Source organism: Pseudomonas sp. ICMP22404, from assembly GCF_006227205.1.
Classification (GTDB): domain Bacteria; phylum Pseudomonadota; class Gammaproteobacteria; order Pseudomonadales; family Pseudomonadaceae; genus Aquipseudomonas.
In genome coordinates, this window is sequence record NZ_VCNG01000013.1 from 147,876 (window position 1) to 162,861 (window position 14,986).

At 60.7% G+C, this 14,986-nt stretch carries 13 protein-coding genes and 1 tRNA gene; 10 read left to right on the top strand and 4 right to left on the bottom strand.

Going from position 1 to position 14,986, the window contains the following annotated elements; genetic code table 11:
- Nucleotides 1-96 precede the first annotated feature (96 nt).
- The 5 genes from rbfA (at nucleotide 97) to FGE05_RS21965 (ending at nucleotide 4,304) form a co-directional block, all read left to right on the top strand.
- The gene (gene rbfA / locus FGE05_RS21945) at nucleotides 97-492 is read left to right on the top strand and encodes a 30S ribosome-binding factor RbfA (RefSeq protein ID WP_053193010.1); all 396 of its coding nucleotides are present in this window, start codon (nucleotides 97-99) and stop codon (nucleotides 490-492) included.
- A 3-nt stretch (nucleotides 493-495) separates the two neighbouring features.
- Complete coding sequence (gene truB / locus FGE05_RS21950) at nucleotides 496-1,413, top strand: tRNA pseudouridine(55) synthase TruB (RefSeq protein ID WP_024779941.1); 918 nt, start codon at nucleotides 496-498, stop codon at nucleotides 1,411-1,413.
- A 142-nt stretch (nucleotides 1,414-1,555) separates the two neighbouring features.
- Nucleotides 1,556-1,825 (top strand): 30S ribosomal protein S15, encoded by a 270-nt coding sequence (rpsO, locus tag FGE05_RS21955; RefSeq protein ID WP_002555121.1) that lies wholly within the window; start codon nucleotides 1,556-1,558, stop codon nucleotides 1,823-1,825.
- 176 nt (nucleotides 1,826-2,001) lie between these two features.
- The gene (gene pnp / locus FGE05_RS21960) at nucleotides 2,002-4,107 is read left to right on the top strand and encodes a polyribonucleotide nucleotidyltransferase (RefSeq protein ID WP_024779940.1); all 2,106 of its coding nucleotides are present in this window, start codon (nucleotides 2,002-2,004) and stop codon (nucleotides 4,105-4,107) included.
- 124 nt (nucleotides 4,108-4,231) lie between these two features.
- Nucleotides 4,232-4,304: transfer RNA gene (locus FGE05_RS21965), tRNA-Thr, on the top strand.
- Between the two features lie 15 nt (nucleotides 4,305-4,319).
- On the opposite strand, the gene FGE05_RS21970 is transcribed toward FGE05_RS21965, so the two are convergent.
- Nucleotides 4,320-4,865, bottom strand: a complete 546-nt coding sequence (locus FGE05_RS21970; protein ID WP_139648204.1) for a hypothetical protein — start codon at nucleotides 4,863-4,865, stop codon at nucleotides 4,320-4,322.
- Between the two features lie 298 nt (nucleotides 4,866-5,163).
- Between FGE05_RS21970 and FGE05_RS21975 the strand changes: the two genes are divergently transcribed.
- Nucleotides 5,164-5,469: a DUF6388 family protein gene (locus FGE05_RS21975; protein ID WP_024779938.1), complete on the top strand. Its 306-nt coding sequence runs from the start codon at nucleotides 5,164-5,166 to the stop codon at nucleotides 5,467-5,469.
- A 38-nt stretch (nucleotides 5,470-5,507) separates the two neighbouring features.
- On the opposite strand, the gene nadC is transcribed toward FGE05_RS21975, so the two are convergent.
- On the bottom strand, nucleotides 5,508-6,356 hold the full coding sequence (gene nadC, locus FGE05_RS21980) for a carboxylating nicotinate-nucleotide diphosphorylase (protein WP_139648206.1): 849 nt from the start codon (nucleotides 6,354-6,356) through the stop codon (nucleotides 5,508-5,510).
- Between the two features lie 253 nt (nucleotides 6,357-6,609).
- Here nadC and FGE05_RS21985 point away from each other — a divergent pair, with 253 nt between their 5' ends.
- The 4 genes from FGE05_RS21985 (at nucleotide 6,610) to FGE05_RS30475 (ending at nucleotide 12,606) form a co-directional block, all read left to right on the top strand.
- Nucleotides 6,610-8,823, top strand: a complete 2,214-nt coding sequence (locus tag FGE05_RS21985) for a DUF1631 domain-containing protein (protein ID WP_139648208.1) — start codon at nucleotides 6,610-6,612, stop codon at nucleotides 8,821-8,823.
- A 63-nt stretch (nucleotides 8,824-8,886) separates the two neighbouring features.
- Nucleotides 8,887-9,447, top strand: coding sequence for a 1,6-anhydro-N-acetylmuramyl-L-alanine amidase AmpD (gene ampD / locus FGE05_RS21990; protein ID WP_139648210.1), 561 nt, complete (start codon nucleotides 8,887-8,889; stop codon nucleotides 9,445-9,447).
- Entirely contained in the window at nucleotides 9,444-10,280 is an 837-nt protein-coding gene (gene ampE, locus FGE05_RS21995) for a regulatory signaling modulator protein AmpE (RefSeq protein WP_139648212.1), read from the top strand. The genes ampD and ampE overlap by 4 nt, the downstream gene beginning before the upstream one ends.
- Before the next feature lie 1,621 nt (nucleotides 10,281-11,901).
- Nucleotides 11,902-12,606 carry a methyl-accepting chemotaxis protein gene (locus FGE05_RS30475; protein ID WP_373682515.1) on the top strand — a complete coding sequence of 235 codons (705 nt, stop codon included), beginning with the start codon at nucleotides 11,902-11,904 and terminating at the stop codon, nucleotides 12,604-12,606.
- 547 nt (nucleotides 12,607-13,153) lie between these two features.
- Here the strand turns inward: FGE05_RS30475 and FGE05_RS22005 are convergent.
- Nucleotides 13,154-13,930 carry a TatD family hydrolase gene (locus FGE05_RS22005; RefSeq protein ID WP_139648216.1) on the bottom strand — a complete coding sequence of 259 codons (777 nt, stop codon included), beginning with the start codon at nucleotides 13,928-13,930 and terminating at the stop codon, nucleotides 13,154-13,156.
- A gap of 3 nt (nucleotides 13,931-13,933) precedes the next feature.
- Nucleotides 13,934-14,929 carry a catabolite repressor/activator gene (gene cra / locus FGE05_RS22010; RefSeq protein WP_139648218.1) on the bottom strand — a complete coding sequence of 332 codons (996 nt, stop codon included), beginning with the start codon at nucleotides 14,927-14,929 and terminating at the stop codon, nucleotides 13,934-13,936.
- Nucleotides 14,930-14,986: the final 57 nt, after the last annotated feature.

Genomic DNA, 14,986 nt, shown 5'->3' on the forward strand with positions numbered 1-14,986 from the left:
CTAAACGCAACGCCCGGTCTGGCTTTTGTCAGGCCGGGCGTTTGCCGCTTTCAGACCTCACGGGTTTCACCGTGGGGCAGTAACAGGTAGCAAGACATGGCAAAAGAATATAGCCGTACCCAACGAATCGGCGATCAGATGCAGCGCGAGCTGGCCCAACTGATCCGCCGCGAAGTCAAGGACCCGCGTGTCGGCCTGGTCACCATTACCGCTGTGGAAGTCAGCCGTGACGTCGGTCACGCAAAGATTTTCATCACGGTGATGGGGCAGGACGGCGCCGATGACGTCGCCCAGAGCATCAAGGTGCTCAACGCGGCCGCCGGTTTCCTGCGCATGCAATTGGCCCGGGAAATGAAGCTGCGCAGTGTTCCACAGCTGCATTTCCACTACGACGAGAGCGTCGCCCGGGGCGCGCACCTGTCGGCCTTGATCGAGCGCGCGGTGGCTGAAGACAGTCAACACGCGGCTGAACCCGAAGACACCAAGGAGTAACCGGTGGCTCAGGTCAAACGTATCCGTCGTAACGTCAGCGGTATCATCCTGCTCGACAAGCCGTTGGGGTTCACCTCCAACGCCGCCTTGCAGAAGGTTCGCTGGCTGCTCAATGCCGAGAAGGCCGGGCACACCGGCAGCCTCGATCCGCTGGCCACCGGCGTGCTGCCGCTGTGTTTCGGCGAGGCGACCAAGTTCTCCCAGTACCTGCTCGACTCCGACAAGGGGTATGAAACCCTGGCGCAATTGGGTAAGACCACCACCACGGCGGATGCCGAAGGCGAGGTTTTACGCGAGCGGCCGGTGACCGTTGGTCAGGCTGATATCGAAGCGGTGCTGCCCGGATTTCGTGGGCAAATCAGTCAGATACCGCCGATGTACTCGGCCCTGAAGCGTGATGGGCAGCCCTTGTACAAATTGGCCCGTGCAGGCGAAGTAGTGGAGCGTGAACCACGTTCTGTTACTATTGCGCGCTTGGAATTGCTGGCCTTTGACGGTAATACTGCACGGCTAGCCGTGGATTGCAGCAAAGGCACTTATATCCGGACCCTGGTGGAGGATATTGGTGAGCAGCTCGGCTGTGGTGCGTACGTGGCGGAGTTGCGCCGGACCCAGGCCGGACCCTTCACGCTGGCCCAGACGGTCACGCTGGAAGAGCTCGAAGCGGTACATGCCGAAGGCGGCAACGAAGCGGTCGACCGCTTCCTGATGCCATCGGACAGTGGGTTGCTGGATTGGCCGCTGTTGCAGTTCTCGGAACACAGCGCATTCTACTGGCTCAATGGCCAGCCGGTGCGTGCCCCGGATGCGCCGAAATTCGGCATGGTCCGGGTACAGGATCACAACGGTCGCTTCATCGGTATCGGTGAAGTGAGCGAAGACGGGCGCATTGCGCCGCGTCGACTGATTCGGTCGGAATGACCGGAACCCGTCTGTGTAACAGCAGGCGGGCGAGTGTGGCTGTTAACAGGCACGGTCACTACTCATTTATAGATACAGGGATCTGTCCCTGGCCTGTTGGTACGGTTTCCTCGGAAACGGTACCTCACAAGAGGAAAGCCACATGGCACTCAGCGTTGAAGAAAAAGCTCAGATCGTGACCGACTACCAGCAAGCTGTTGGTGATACTGGTTCGCCAGAAGTGCAAGTTGCACTGCTGACCGCCAACATCAACAAACTGCAAGGTCACTTCAAGGCCAACGGTAAAGACCACCACTCCCGTCGTGGTCTGATCCGCATGGTAAACCAGCGTCGCAAGCTGCTGGATTACCTGAAGGGTAAGGACGTAAGTCGTTACAGCGCCTTGATCGGCCGCCTGGGTCTGCGTCGCTAATAAGCGATTGCGCTATGAGGTTGGTGGTCTGTCAGTTGCCTACGCTTTGCGTTGGCAACCGGCAGGCTCCCAGCCTCAAGTTTTATCTGGACAGTCGTTGGGCCGATTCCCCGCACTGCCCAAGAATTTCGCAAGAAGACAAGTTCCCCCAAGAGCCACAAAGAAGGTAGGACACCGTGAACCCGGTAATCAAAAAATTCCAGTTCGGTCAGTCGACCGTTACCCTCGAGACTGGCCGTATCGCCCGTCAGGCCTCCGGCGCAGTGCTGGTCACCGTTGACGACGACGTCAGCGTATTGGTGACCGTTGTCGGTGCCAAGCAAGCCGATCCAGGCAAGGGCTTCTTCCCTCTGTCTGTTCACTACCAGGAAAAGACTTACGCTGCCGGTAAGATCCCTGGCGGTTTCTTCAAGCGCGAAGGCCGTCCTTCCGAGAAAGAAACCCTGACTTCCCGACTGATCGACCGTCCGATCCGTCCGCTGTTCCCAGAAGGCTTCATGAACGAAGTGCAGGTTGTCTGCACCGTCGTTTCCACCAGCAAGAAGACCGATCCGGACATCGCTGCGATGATCGGTACCTCGGCTGCGCTGGCCATCTCCGGTATTCCTTTCGATGGCCCGATCGGCGCTGCCCGCGTTGCGTTCCACGAAAGCACCGGCTACCTGCTGAACCCGACCTACGAGCAACTGAAGGCCTCGAGCCTGGACATGGTCGTTGCCGGTACTTCCGAAGCCGTGCTGATGGTTGAGTCCGAAGCCAAAGAGCTGACCGAAGACCAGATGCTGGGCGCCGTACTGTTCGCCCATGACGAGTTCCAGGTGGTGATCAACGCCGTCAAGGAACTGGCCGCCGAAGCCGCCAAGCCAACCTGGACCTGGGCTCCGCAAGCCGAAGCCACCGAGCTGCTGGGCGCGATCCGTGCCGAGTTCGGCGAAGCGATCTCCCAGGCCTACACCATCACCGTCAAGGCCGACCGTTACGCGCGTCTGGGCGAGTTGAAGGACCAGGTCGTTGCCAAGCTGTCCGGCGAAGAAGGCCAGCCATCGGCTGCCGACGTCAAGGCCGCTTTCGGTGAAATCGAATACCGGACCGTTCGCGAGAACATCGTCAACGGCAAGCCACGTATCGACGGTCGCGACACCCGCACCGTACGTCCGCTGAACATCGAAGTCGGCGTTCTGCCGAAGACCCACGGTTCGGCGCTGTTCACCCGTGGCGAAACCCAGGCCCTGGTCGTTGCTACACTGGGCACTGCCCGTGACGCGCAACTGCTGGACACCCTGGAAGGCGAAAAGAAAGACCCGTTCATGCTGCACTACAACTTCCCTCCGTTCTCGGTGGGTGAGTGCGGTCGCATGGGTGGCGCCGGTCGCCGCGAAATCGGTCACGGCCGTCTGGCCCGTCGTTCGGTCCAGGCCATGCTGCCGGACGCCGACGTGTTCCCGTACACCATTCGCGTAGTATCGGAAATCACCGAGTCCAACGGTTCGAGCTCCATGGCTTCGGTCTGCGGCGCTTCCCTGGCCTTGATGGACGCCGGTGTGCCAATGAAGGCACCGGTTGCCGGTATCGCCATGGGCCTGGTGAAGGAAGGCGAGAAATTCGCCGTCCTGACTGACATCCTGGGTGACGAAGACCACCTGGGCGACATGGACTTCAAAGTAGCCGGTACCGCCAAAGGCGTGACCGCACTGCAGATGGACATCAAGATCAAGGGCATCACCGAAGAGATCATGGAAATCGCCCTGGGCCAGGCCCTGGAAGCGCGCCTGAACATCCTCGGCCAGATGAACCAGGTGATCGGTCAGTCCCGTACCGAACTGTCGGAAAACGCTCCGACCATGATCGCTATGAAGATCGACACCGACAAGATCCGTGATGTCATCGGTAAAGGCGGCGCGACCATCCGTGCGATCTGCGAAGAAACCAAGGCTTCGATCGACATCGAAGACGACGGTTCGATCAAGATCTTCGGCGAAACCAAGGAAGCGGCAGAAGCAGCACGCCAGCGCGTCCTGGGTATCACCGCCGAAGCCGAGATCGGCAAGATCTACGTCGGCAAGGTTGAGCGCATCGTCGACTTCGGCGCCTTCGTCAACATCCTGCCGGGCAAGGACGGTCTGGTTCACATCTCCATGCTGAGCGATGCTCGCGTCGAGAAAGTGACCGACATCCTGAAAGAAGGCCAGGAAGTGGAAGTGCTGGTACTGGACGTGGACAACCGCGGCCGTATCAAGCTGTCCATCAAGGACGTGGCGGCGGCCAAGGCATCGGGCGTTTAATCACCCCTTCGCCTGACTGCTGAACAACAAAACGCCCCGACTGGTTCGGGGCGTTTTGCTGTGTGTGGAAAATCCTTGTGGCACAGGTTGCCTGGTCACGGGCTGGATGCTAGGTTAGCTCACCGCCCGTGTAGCTCAGTCGGTAGAGCAGCGCACTCGTAACGCGAAGGTCGCAGGTTCGATTCCTGTCTCGGGCAAGATCTCCTCTCTCCTTATTTCACCTTCCTGCTCAACTCCTCAACCATGCGTTTGAGCTGATCCATCTCGCGATCCTGATCGCTGATCTTTCCTTTCAGCGTCGATATCTCGCTGTTGTTCGAACTCGAGCTGGAGCCGCTATTACGCTTGAGCTCTTCCACTTGCTTGCCAAGGTCGTTCAGGTCGCGCTCCTGTTCCTTGACCGTGCGTTTGAGTTCTTCAATTTCCCGGCTGCTGGAGTTGGAACTGGAACCGCTGTTGCGTTTGAGCTCTTCGATCTGCCGGGCCTGCTCGGCGAGGGTGCGCTTCTGGCTTTCCAGTTCGATAGCGTTGGCTTTGGCGGCTTGCTGCATGTCCTTCAAGTTATCGATGCTGATACCGGTTTTGTAGAAGACGTCGTTGCCAAATGAGCTGCGAAGGGCCGAAATTTCATCGGATGGTTCTGGATAATTGGACGAGATCTCAACTGCCGCTTGCGCAGCGCCGGTCAATACCAGGCTGGCGAGTAGCAGGGTCGTGGTAGCCCGCCGAATAGACGTTAACCTTGGAAAGCTGCGCATTACAGAATCCTTATGAAGTGCCGATATGGCACATCGCTATGACTCGGGATTCTGATAGATGTTCCTCGACCTCTTCCGTACGTGGACATAAGGTTTTTGTGCGGCAGATGTAAAGAGCCGTGTAAATCATCGGCAAAACGTCCTATATTCGTTGCCTGCATGAGCATTGCCCAGCAGTTTTCAAATGATCCACGAATGGTTCCAAGGACCAGGAAAACCGCGCTGCCAGCGGTTCTGTGTCAGAGAGATCCTTGATGATCCAGTCCCATCTTCCATTCCTTCGATCAGCGAGAACGACATGACGGCTAAAGAACTGACCCAAGAAGCCAGACACGAAGAAGCGCTGCGCAAATACGCCCTGGATACGCCTCAGTTACTGGAAGAAATCGGGAACCTGAGCGCCGATGAGCAGAAAGACCAGATTCAGTGGGCTTTCGAAGACGAGGCCGAAGCCCAGGGCTTGCAGCCTTGGGAGCTGACGCTCAAGTACACCAGCACACCTGAAGAGTTCGAGGCGCAGCGTCTTGCCTTGCACAAGGAGGCTGCCGAGGTGCTGGGTGTGGATTGGGATGAGTACTGCGAGATGAATAATCTGGTGGTCTGAAAAAAACGCCAGCCTTCAGGGCTGGCGTTTTTTTATGCTCAGAGACTCAAGCGCATCGACAGATCCACTGCCTTCACATCCTTGGTCATCGCCCCGATCGAGATGTAGTCCACACCGGTCTCGGCAATCGGCCGCAAGGTGTTTTCGTTGATCCCGCCGCTGGCTTCCAGCTTCGCCTGGCCGCCGTTCAGGCGCACGGCTTCACGCATGTCGTCCAGGCTCAGTTCGTCGAGCATGATGATGTCGGCATTGGCCGCCAGCGCTTCTTTCAATTCCGCCAGGCTTTCCACTTCGACTTCCACCGGTTTGCCCGGTGCGATCTTGTGGGCGGCCGCGATTGCCTGGGCGATCCCACCGCAGGCTGCGATGTGGTTCTCCTTGATCAGGAAGGCATCGTACAGACCGATGCGGTGGTTATGGCAGCCGCCACAGGTGACGGCGTACTTCTGCGCCAGGCGCAAGCCGGGCAGGGTCTTGCGGGTGTCCAGCAGCTTGACCTGGGTGTCCGCGACGAAGTCGGCCAGGTAGCGGGCGCGGGTGGCGACACCCGAGAGCATCTGCAGGAAGTTCAGCGCGCTGCGCTCGCCGGTCAGCAGTGAGCGGGCCGGGCCTTCGAGGTGGAACAGCGCCTGGTCGGGGTTGGCCCGGTCGCCGTCACGCACTTGCCAGTGCACCGCGACACGCGGGTCCAGTTGCCGGAACACGGCGTCAACCCAGGCGGTGCCGCTGATGATCGCGGCTTCGCGGGTAATGATGGTGGCCTTGGCCAAGCGTTCGGCGGGGATCAACTGCGCGGTGATGTCGCCGCTGCCGATGTCTTCGAGCAAGGCGCGGCGCACGTTGGCTTCGATTTCGGCGGTCAGGTCGGCGAGACGTAGGTTCGGCATAACGGGCTCCACAGGCAAAGTGGGCCGATTATAGGGCCAGTGTCCTGTTGTACAAACATTGTTCACCTTGACCTGCATTTGGTCGGCTCTTCGCAACGTTTCCCCGATTTCCCGGTCATTTATTGGGATGTATTTCGAGCTGGGTCACAGAGTCCTCTGGTGCGACGGGGTTCTTTTGCCAGATAATCCGCCTTTCGATTGACGTCATGGCTTTGACGTTACCAACCGAAGAACACCGTTTCAGGAGGCCAGGATGCACAACGACGGGAATGTAGTGCCTTTGCATAAGGTGCCTACCGATCAGGCGAATCGCTCGCCACTCGCCCGTTTGCCTGTGATTCTGCTCCAGGTTCGCGACAAGGCTGCACAACAGCTGCGCCTGGGTTTGCAGAGGCTGTTCGATAACGCCGACGACACCTTGTTCGAAATGGCCGACCGGGCGCGCAACGATGTCGAGCAGAATCTGTTCTTCGAAGCCATGCGGGACCTGCGCCTGAAACGCAAAAGTATCGAGCGCGAATTCATCGAGCAGTTCTTCGAGGCGTTCGTCAGCCTCGCCCAGTACGACCTGACCCATGCCTCCTTGAACACTGCCATCGCCCCCGGTGCCCCGGTCCAGTCGACCCATGACGATCTGGAGCGCCATCTGGCAGTAGAAGCCATGGTCACCCGGGTGCTCAGTCGCGATGGGGCTTCCCTGGATCAACTGACGGCCCGGCTCAGCGTACTGCTGGCCCGACCGATGACGACCTCACAGAACCCCCTGAGCCCGGCGCTGTTGTGCGAGACCTTTCTGCAAGCCGGGCGCAACCTGGGAGTGGAGATCAAGGTCAAGCTGATCCTGCTCAAGCTGTTCGAGCGCTATGTCCTCAGCGAGTGCGACCAGTTTTATGCCGAGGCCAATCAGTTGCTGGCGGCCACGGGTATTTTGTCGGACCTCAAGGTTTCGCCGTCCCGGCGGGCGTCGGATCGTGTCGACGATGCTCCGCGCCCCACCTCGGAGCGTGCGGCCAAGCCCCGGGCCGCCGAGGTCGATGACAGCGTGCAGGAAGTGTTCTCCGCCTTGCAGAAACTGGTGATGCAGGTGCGTGGCAGCGTGGCACCGACCCTGGAGCCCAGCGCACCGGCACAGCCGATCTCGACCCGTGACCTGCTGCGCCTGCTTTCCCATTTGCAGCAATACGTGCCGGCGCCCACGCTCCAGGACGAGTTCGACCTGCGCAGCCAGCTCGAACAGCTGCTCACCCGGGTCAGCGTCAAGAGCGGCAAGTCCCGTGTGGTCGAAGGCGCCGACGAGGACGTGATCAACCTGATCGCGATGATGTTCGAATTCATTCTCGATGACCACAATCTGCCAGACACCCTCAAGGCCTTGATCGGCCGCCTGCAAATCCCGATGCTCAAGGTCGCGGTGCAGGACAAGAGTTTCTTCAGTCGTGGCAATCATCCCGCCCGCCGACTGCTCAACGAAATTGCCGCTGCCGCCATGGGCTGGGGCGATTGCGACGATCATCAGCGCGATAGCCTTTATCAGCGTATCGAACAAGTGGTGCAACGCCTGTTGAACGACTTCGTCGATGACCCGGCGATTTTCTCCGAAGTGCTGGCTGAGTTTCTCGCCTTCACCAGTGATGAGCGGCGCCGCAGCGAACTGCTCGAACAGCGCATCCGGGATGCCGAGGAGGGGCGGGCCAAGGCGGAGTTGGCCCGTCAGCGAGTCGAGGGCGCGTTGAATCAGGTCATGTTCGGCAAGGTGCTGCCCCAGGCCGTAGTGGAATTCGTGCAGCAGGCCTGGAGCCAGGTGCTGCTGTTGACCGGCTTCAAGCATGGCGAGCGGTCGGCCGAATGGCAGGCCGATGTCCTGACCCTGGAGCAACTGATCTGGAGTGTCCAGTATCACGATGAGCCGGATGCGGGCCTGCGCTTGCTGGCCATGGTGCCGGAGCTGCTCAAGGCTTTGCGCGAAGGGCTGAGCCGTTCGGCATTCGACCCGTTCGCCACCAGCGAATTCTTCAGCGAACTGGAAGTCCTGCACGTGCAGGCTTTGCAGCGTATGGGCCAAGCCACGGATCAGGCCCAGTCGGCGGATGCGCCGGTGATGATCGAGGTGCGGGAGAAGATTGTCCTACGTCCCGCGTACAAAGCCCCGGCGGACAACGTGACGGTGCGCTTGCCGGCCGATGACGTGGGTCTGCTTCAGGTCGACCAGTTGCGCCTGGGGAGTTGGGTCGAGTTCCAGGAGGATGAGGACAACAGCCTGCGTTGCAAGCTGGCGGCGATCATCCAGAGCACCGGCAAATATATCTTCGTCAATCGTACCGGCCTCAAGGTACAAGAGCACAGTCGCACCAGCCTGGCCCTGGAGTTTCGCCGGGGGGCTGCACGCCTGTTGGACGACACCCTGCTGTTCGACCGGGCGCTGGAGTCCGTGCTCGGCAATCTGCGTCAACTCAATCGCGGCAAGTAATCGCACAGTCCGGGTCGATCACGGCATACTGACGGCATCCCCGTCGTCTTCGAAGGAACCTGTATGCAGCTGGACCCCGCGAGCGGTTGGTGCGATGGCGTGCGTCATTGCCCATCACCCAACTTCAATGCGCGCCCCGAGGGCGAAATCTCCCTGCTGGTGATCCACAACATCAGCCTGCCGCCCGCTCAGTTCGCCACCGGTAAGGTGCAGGAATTCTTCCAGAATCGCCTGGATGTCACGGAACATCCCTACTTTGCCGGTATAGCCGACTTGCGTGTCTCCGCGCATTTTCTGATCGAGCGTGACGGCACCGTTACTCAGTTTGTCTCTTGTCTGGAGCGTGCGTGGCATGCGGGCGTGTCGTGTTTCGAGGGGCGGGAAACCTGCAACGATTTTTCCATTGGCATCGAGCTCGAGGGCACCGATGACCTGCCGTTCACCGACGCGCAATATACCGCGTTGGTGGAACTGACGCGGCAGTTGCAAGCGGCCTTCAAGGCGATCACCGTGCAGCGCATCTGCGGGCACAGCGACATCGCTCCGGGGCGCAAGACCGATCCGGGACCAGCGTTCGATTGGGCACGCTATCGAGCGGCCCTGACAGAAGGGGAAGGACAATGAGTTTTCTGGTGTTGCTACTGGCGGTCTGGATCGAGAAGTTCTCGGCCTTGCGCCAGCGGCTCCAGCGCGATGGCGCGTGGCTGGGCGAACTGAACCGGATCGAGGCGAGTCCGCGGTGGGCCAACTGGCCCTGGATGGTGCTGCTGGTGATGGTCCTGCTGCCCGTGGCACTGCTGGCGTTGTTGCTGTGGGTACTGGAGCCGCTGGCCTACGGGCTGCTGGTGCTACCGGTGCACCTGCTGGTGGTGATCTACAGCCTGGGGCGTGGGGATCTGTTGGCCGAGCTGGGACCGTTTCGCGATGCCTGGCGCCGCGAAGACCTGCAAGCGGCCACCCACGTGGCCAAGCGCGACCTGGGCATTGAAGCCGACGGTGGCGAGCAGTTGCTGGGACGTGTTCAGGCCCATCTGCTGTGGCAGGCCTACCAGAGCTTTTTCGCGGTGATCTTCTGGTACTTCCTGCTGGGCCCGGTGGCGGCCTTGAGTTATCGCCTGCTGGCATTGGCCGCCGAGCACAGCCAGAACCCCGGCGTGGCCGAGCGGGCAGCGCAACTGCGCCATGCCTTCGATTGGTTGCCGGTGCGGCTGCTGGCGGCGAGTTTCGCCTTGGTGGGCAACTTCGTGGCGGTCAGCCGGGTGATGCTGCATGAGCTGCTGAACTGGAACATCAGCGCCGCTCAGTTGGTCGACAAGGTCGGCCTGGTGGCTGGCGAAATTCCTGAGCCCGTGGCCGGGCCGGACGGCATCAACAGCCTCGATCGGCTCTGGGAATTGCTGCTGCGTGCGGCGGTGCTCTGGTATGCCGGGTTTGCCTTGTGGACGGTGCTGGCTTAGGCGACGAGTTCATCCTTTATTGTGTGGAACAAACTGTAGGAGCAAAGCTTGCTCGCGATAGGGACAAGCCAGTCAACATTGTTGCTGATTGACTTACCGTAATCGCGGGCAAGCCTTGCTCCCACGGACAAATACCCTCCCAGGAAAGGAACGGAGCCCATCCCGGCGCCGTTAACCTTAAGTTACAAATCTCCCCTCCGATTTAGGCTATACAGGGACAGCGCCCGATAGTGGCTTTCTGCTGTCTCTGTGCGCATGCCCCATAACAATAAAAACATTCCCGGGAGACTTCCTTGTGAAGAGTTTGCTCTGGCCCGCCGTCGCCCTGATGAACCGCCTGAGTTTCGGCATGAAGTTCAGCCTGATCAGCGTGTTGTTCCTGCTGCCGATGCTAGCGACCAACTTCTTTCTGGTGCGCGATTCCTACCGTGAATTCCAAGGAACGCACGTGGAACTGCAAAGCCTCGACCTGCTGGGCAGCAGCCTGACCCTGCGCCGAGATCTGGAAACCCTGAACAACCTGGTGCAGATCAACGCCAGCCTGGGCCAGTCCGGCAAGGCCGGCGATGTGGACGCGAAAATAGGCACCCTCGAGCAACAGATCCTTGCGCGGCTGCAAGGCATGACCGCCATGGCCGTGGAGCCTGAACAGGCGAGTCTCTTCGACGCCAAGCGCGACGAAATAATCGCCGCGTTCAAGGCCCAGCAGGCCGAAAGCTCCCTGCAAAGCAAAAGTGCGCTGATCGGCAAGCTGCTCAACAGCTCGCAGATATTCAGCCAGATCATCGCCAGCCAGGCGGGGCTCAGTCGTGACAACCAGAGCGATATTCGTCAGCTCGGCGAACTGATTACCGGCGTGACCCCCGATGTCACCCAGATCCTGGGTGAGGGCCGCGCGCTGGGTGCTTCGGCCTTGGGCCTGGGGTTTCTCAATTCTGCCTCCAGCACCCGGTTCGATGAGCTGCTGGCGCAGATCGAAAAAATCCAGGGTGAATATGGCTTGAAGCTGCAAGATGCGCTGGTCTCCAGTCAGGCGGCCGGCCAAGCCCTTGCTGGCCCGGCTGACGCTAGCAAGGGCACTTTGAAGAAGGCCGCTGAACTGATCGAAGAACAGGTGGTGATGGCCGACGCCCTCGATGCGCCCTGGCCGGCATTTTTCGATCAGGTCAGCAGCCTGATGGAGCAGACCTACCGGCTGAATAGCGCAGCGCTGGATTTCCTCGGTGTCCAATTGCAGCATCGCCTGGAGCAGAATCGCAGCCACATGGTGCTGCAAGCCGTGGCGCTGGTGGCGGTGTTCCTGCTGATTTTCTATTTGTATGCCGGCTTCTATGCCTCCACTCGTACCACCCTCCATTATCTGGGGCGGATGATGGACAAAGTGGCGGCAGGGGACATGACGGTCAATTTCGTGGCCCGCAGCAAAGACGAGCTGGGAGAGTTGGGGGAGGTGTTCAACGGCACGGTGGCGAAGATCCACGACCTGATCGAACGGGTGGGTCAGACCGTCGTCGAGGTGGAACGCCAGGCTGGGCAAGTGGAGTCGGTATCGGCCCAGAGTAATCAGGCGGTGGCCGGCCAGCGCAGCCAGATCGAACTGGTCGCCACGGCGATGAACCAGATGTCGGCCACGGCCCAGGAGGTGGCCCGCAGTGCCGCTGCGGCGGTCAGCAGCGCTCACAGTGTGAATGATGAAACGCTTAGCGGGCGCGGGCTGGTGGAATCCCAGCAGGGCAGCATCGTCCGCCTGGCCAGCGAGATCGATCAATCGGTGCAGGTGATCAATCAGTTGGCGACCGATAGCCAGGCCATCAGTCGCGTGCTGGATGTGATCAAGAGCATTGCCGAGCAGACCAACCTGCTGGCCCTCAACGCCGCGATTGAGGCGGCTCGGGCCGGTGAGCAGGGACGTGGCTTCGCGGTGGTGGCCGATGAAGTGCGGACCCTGGCCAAGCGGACCCAGCAATCGACCGAGGAGATTGAAGCGATGATCAGCCGTCTGCACGGTGGCGTGGACGCCGCCGTCAAGGCTATGGGCACCAGTCATGAAATGGCCAGCGGCACGGTCGGTCAGTCGGAGAAGGTGCAGCGGGCGTTGGAAAATATCCTCGGTGCCGTTGGCATGATCGTCGACCAGAACCAGCAGATCGCCGCTGCGGTGGAGCAGCAGACGGCGGTGGCCCATGATATCGATCAGAACATTGTCGAGATCAACCGTGCGGGTGAGCGCACGGCCGAGGGGGCGCACCAGACTGAGGATGCCAGTCGTGAATTGTCGGTCCAGGTGGGGCAGCTCAAGGTGTTGATCAATGCGTTTCGGGTGTGATGATCGTTGCGGAATCCCTGTGGGAGCGAGCCTGCTCGCGATTGGCGGCCTTGTGATTGGCCGGGGTTTTGGGTCGAGTACATATCCGTTGCTGCGGTAACGGCGGCTTAGGGTTCCGCCCTTACGGCGGCTTACTTTTTTTCAAACGCCAAAAAAAGTAAGCAAAAAAGGCTTGGCCCCACCACTCGGCACCTCGCCTAGGCTCGGTGTGCCCTCACTCCGGCATTGCTCCGTGGGCCCGCCGCGAAGGGCCATCCATGGCCCAGCGCGGCTAACCCGGCATCCATGCCGGGTTGCCCACTACGCAATACCTGCGTTCGGCCGTCGTGGTTAACGGGGCCCGGAGATCAAAAGCAAAAGCAAAAGCAAAAGCAAAGCAAAGCAAAGCAAAGCAAAGCAAAAGCAAGGCGGCTTTGCCGCCGACCTGCTTTTTGAGCGTACGTGTTCCCCCTGTGGGAGTGAGCCTGCTCGCGATGGCGTCGGTACATCCAACCTCTCTTACCCAGGCTGACCGCTTTCGCGAGCGAGTCCGCACAGGAGAGTGCGGTCACCAGTCGAACAATTGCCGGGCGTTCGCGGTGCTGGCCTCGGCCAGTTGCTCCGGGCTGATCGCCATGATTGCGGCCAGGGCCTCGCAAATCGCTGGCAGGTGCGCCGGGCTGTTGCGTTGGCCGGGGAACATCGCGGGGGCCATGTCTGGGGAGTCGGTTTCCAGCACAACCGCTTCCAGCGGCAGTTTCGCCAGTACCCTGTGCATGCGCAGGGCCTGGGGCCAGGTGGCGGCACCGCCGAGGCCGAGTTTGTAGCCGAGCTTGATGTACTCGCGGGCTTCTTCGAAACTGCCGGCGAAGGCGTGGATGATCCCCGCGCGTTTCAGGGGAAGGCGCTTGAGGGTTGCGATCACCGCCGCATGGCTGCGACGCACGTGGATGAGTGCCGGCAGTTCGAATTCCGCCGCCAGTTGCAATTGCGCTTCGAACAGCGTCTGCTGGCGCTCACGGTCCAGGCCCTCGACGTAGTAGTCCAGGCCGATTTCACCCACCGCGCACAATTGCCGATGCCCGGCCAGACGGGCCAGCCAGTCGCGCAGGTGCGCCACGTCATCGGGGCGATGCTGGTCGAGGTACACCGGGTGCAGGCCCAGTGCGGCGTGCAGGTCCGGGTCGCTTTGTACCAGGTCCCAGACCCGCTGCCAGTTGTCCCGATACACCCCCAGCACCACCATCTGCCGGACACCCAGGGCTCGGCTTGCGGCCAGCAGCGCTGGACGATCCGCGTCGAAGTCGGGAAAGTCCAGGTGGGTGTGCGTGTCGATCAGCTCCACGATTCAGTCCTGGTGGATACGCTGCTTGAAGGTCCGCGCAATGGCCTGCACGCCAGGCTGGTAGTCGCCGTTCTCGATGGCCGCCAGGGCCAGTTCCAGTGCCTTGTTGGCGATCAATTGATGCTGCTGGGACATGGCATTGACCGGCAGCGGCAGGAAATCCAGCAGTTGCGTGTCACCAAAGGTGCCCAGGCGCAGCGGGCGCGACTTGAGCGGGAAGTCGTGCAGGGCGTCGAACACCCCTTGCAGCAGTACGTAGGAAGTGGTGATCAGCGCATCGGGCAGATGCCCCAGGCGCATGAGCAAGTCGTCCATCAACTGGCGGCCGCATTCACGGCTGAACGATTCGCCGTGCTCGACCAGCACCTGGCCTTCGAATCCGCTAAGTGCCTCGCGAAAGCCCGCGGCCCGTTCCTGGCTGATACTCAACTCGGGACGCGCGCCGACCAGCACGATCTGCCGAGGTTGCGTCTCCAGCAGGCTGCGGGTCAGGTGCAGGCTGGCTTGGCGGTCGTCACTGATCACCGAGCAGAAGTGCTCAGGCTCCATCACTCGGTCGATGGCGATGATCGGAATGCCTTTGGCCTGGAGCTGGCGGTAGCTGTCATCCCCGGCCGGCAAGCAACTGGCGACGATTAGCGCATCGCAGCGCCGGGCGCGGAACAGCTGCAACAGCTGCCGCTCACTTTCTGGCGCGTCATCGGAACTGGCGATCAGCAACTGGTAGCCCTGCGCCCGGGCGCCCTGTTCCAGCAGCTTGGCGATGCGGGCGTAACTGGGGTTTTCCAGGTCCGGCAGGATGAAGCCCAGGGTACGGGTATGCCGACTGCGCAATCCGGCGGCCTGGGGGTTAGGCGTGAAGCCATGTTCTTCGACCACCGCACGCACCCGTTCGACGGTCGCATTGCTGATGCGTTGCTGTTCGGCCTTGCCGTTGATGACATAGCTGGCGGTGGTGACGGACACACCGGCCAGTTGGGCGATATCACTGAGTTTCAACCCGTTTTTCCTTGTTTTTTCGAGTTTGCCCGACACTGAGCGCCCATCCTACCCGAT

What these genes read in the sequence shown, in the direction of transcription:
- ampE (WP_139648212.1), top strand. Translation starts at nt 9,444, where the DNA reads ATGAGTTTTCTGGTGTTGCTACTGGCGGTCTGGATCGAGAAGTTCTCG.
- nadC (WP_139648206.1), bottom strand. Translation starts at nt 6,356, where the DNA reads ATGCCGAACCTACGTCTCGCCGACCTGACCGCCGAAATCGAAGCCAAC.
- FGE05_RS21985 (WP_139648208.1), top strand. Translation starts at nt 6,610, where the DNA reads ATGCACAACGACGGGAATGTAGTGCCTTTGCATAAGGTGCCTACCGAT.
- ampD (WP_139648210.1), top strand. Translation starts at nt 8,887, where the DNA reads ATGCAGCTGGACCCCGCGAGCGGTTGGTGCGATGGCGTGCGTCATTGC.
- FGE05_RS21975 (WP_024779938.1), top strand. Translation starts at nt 5,164, where the DNA reads ATGACGGCTAAAGAACTGACCCAAGAAGCCAGACACGAAGAAGCGCTG.
- FGE05_RS30475 (WP_373682515.1), top strand. Translation starts at nt 11,902, where the DNA reads ATGTCGGCCACGGCCCAGGAGGTGGCCCGCAGTGCCGCTGCGGCGGTC.
- rpsO (WP_002555121.1), top strand. Translation starts at nt 1,556, where the DNA reads ATGGCACTCAGCGTTGAAGAAAAAGCTCAGATCGTGACCGACTACCAG.
- FGE05_RS21970 (WP_139648204.1), bottom strand. Translation starts at nt 4,865, where the DNA reads ATGCGCAGCTTTCCAAGGTTAACGTCTATTCGGCGGGCTACCACGACC.
- rbfA (WP_053193010.1), top strand. Translation starts at nt 97, where the DNA reads ATGGCAAAAGAATATAGCCGTACCCAACGAATCGGCGATCAGATGCAG.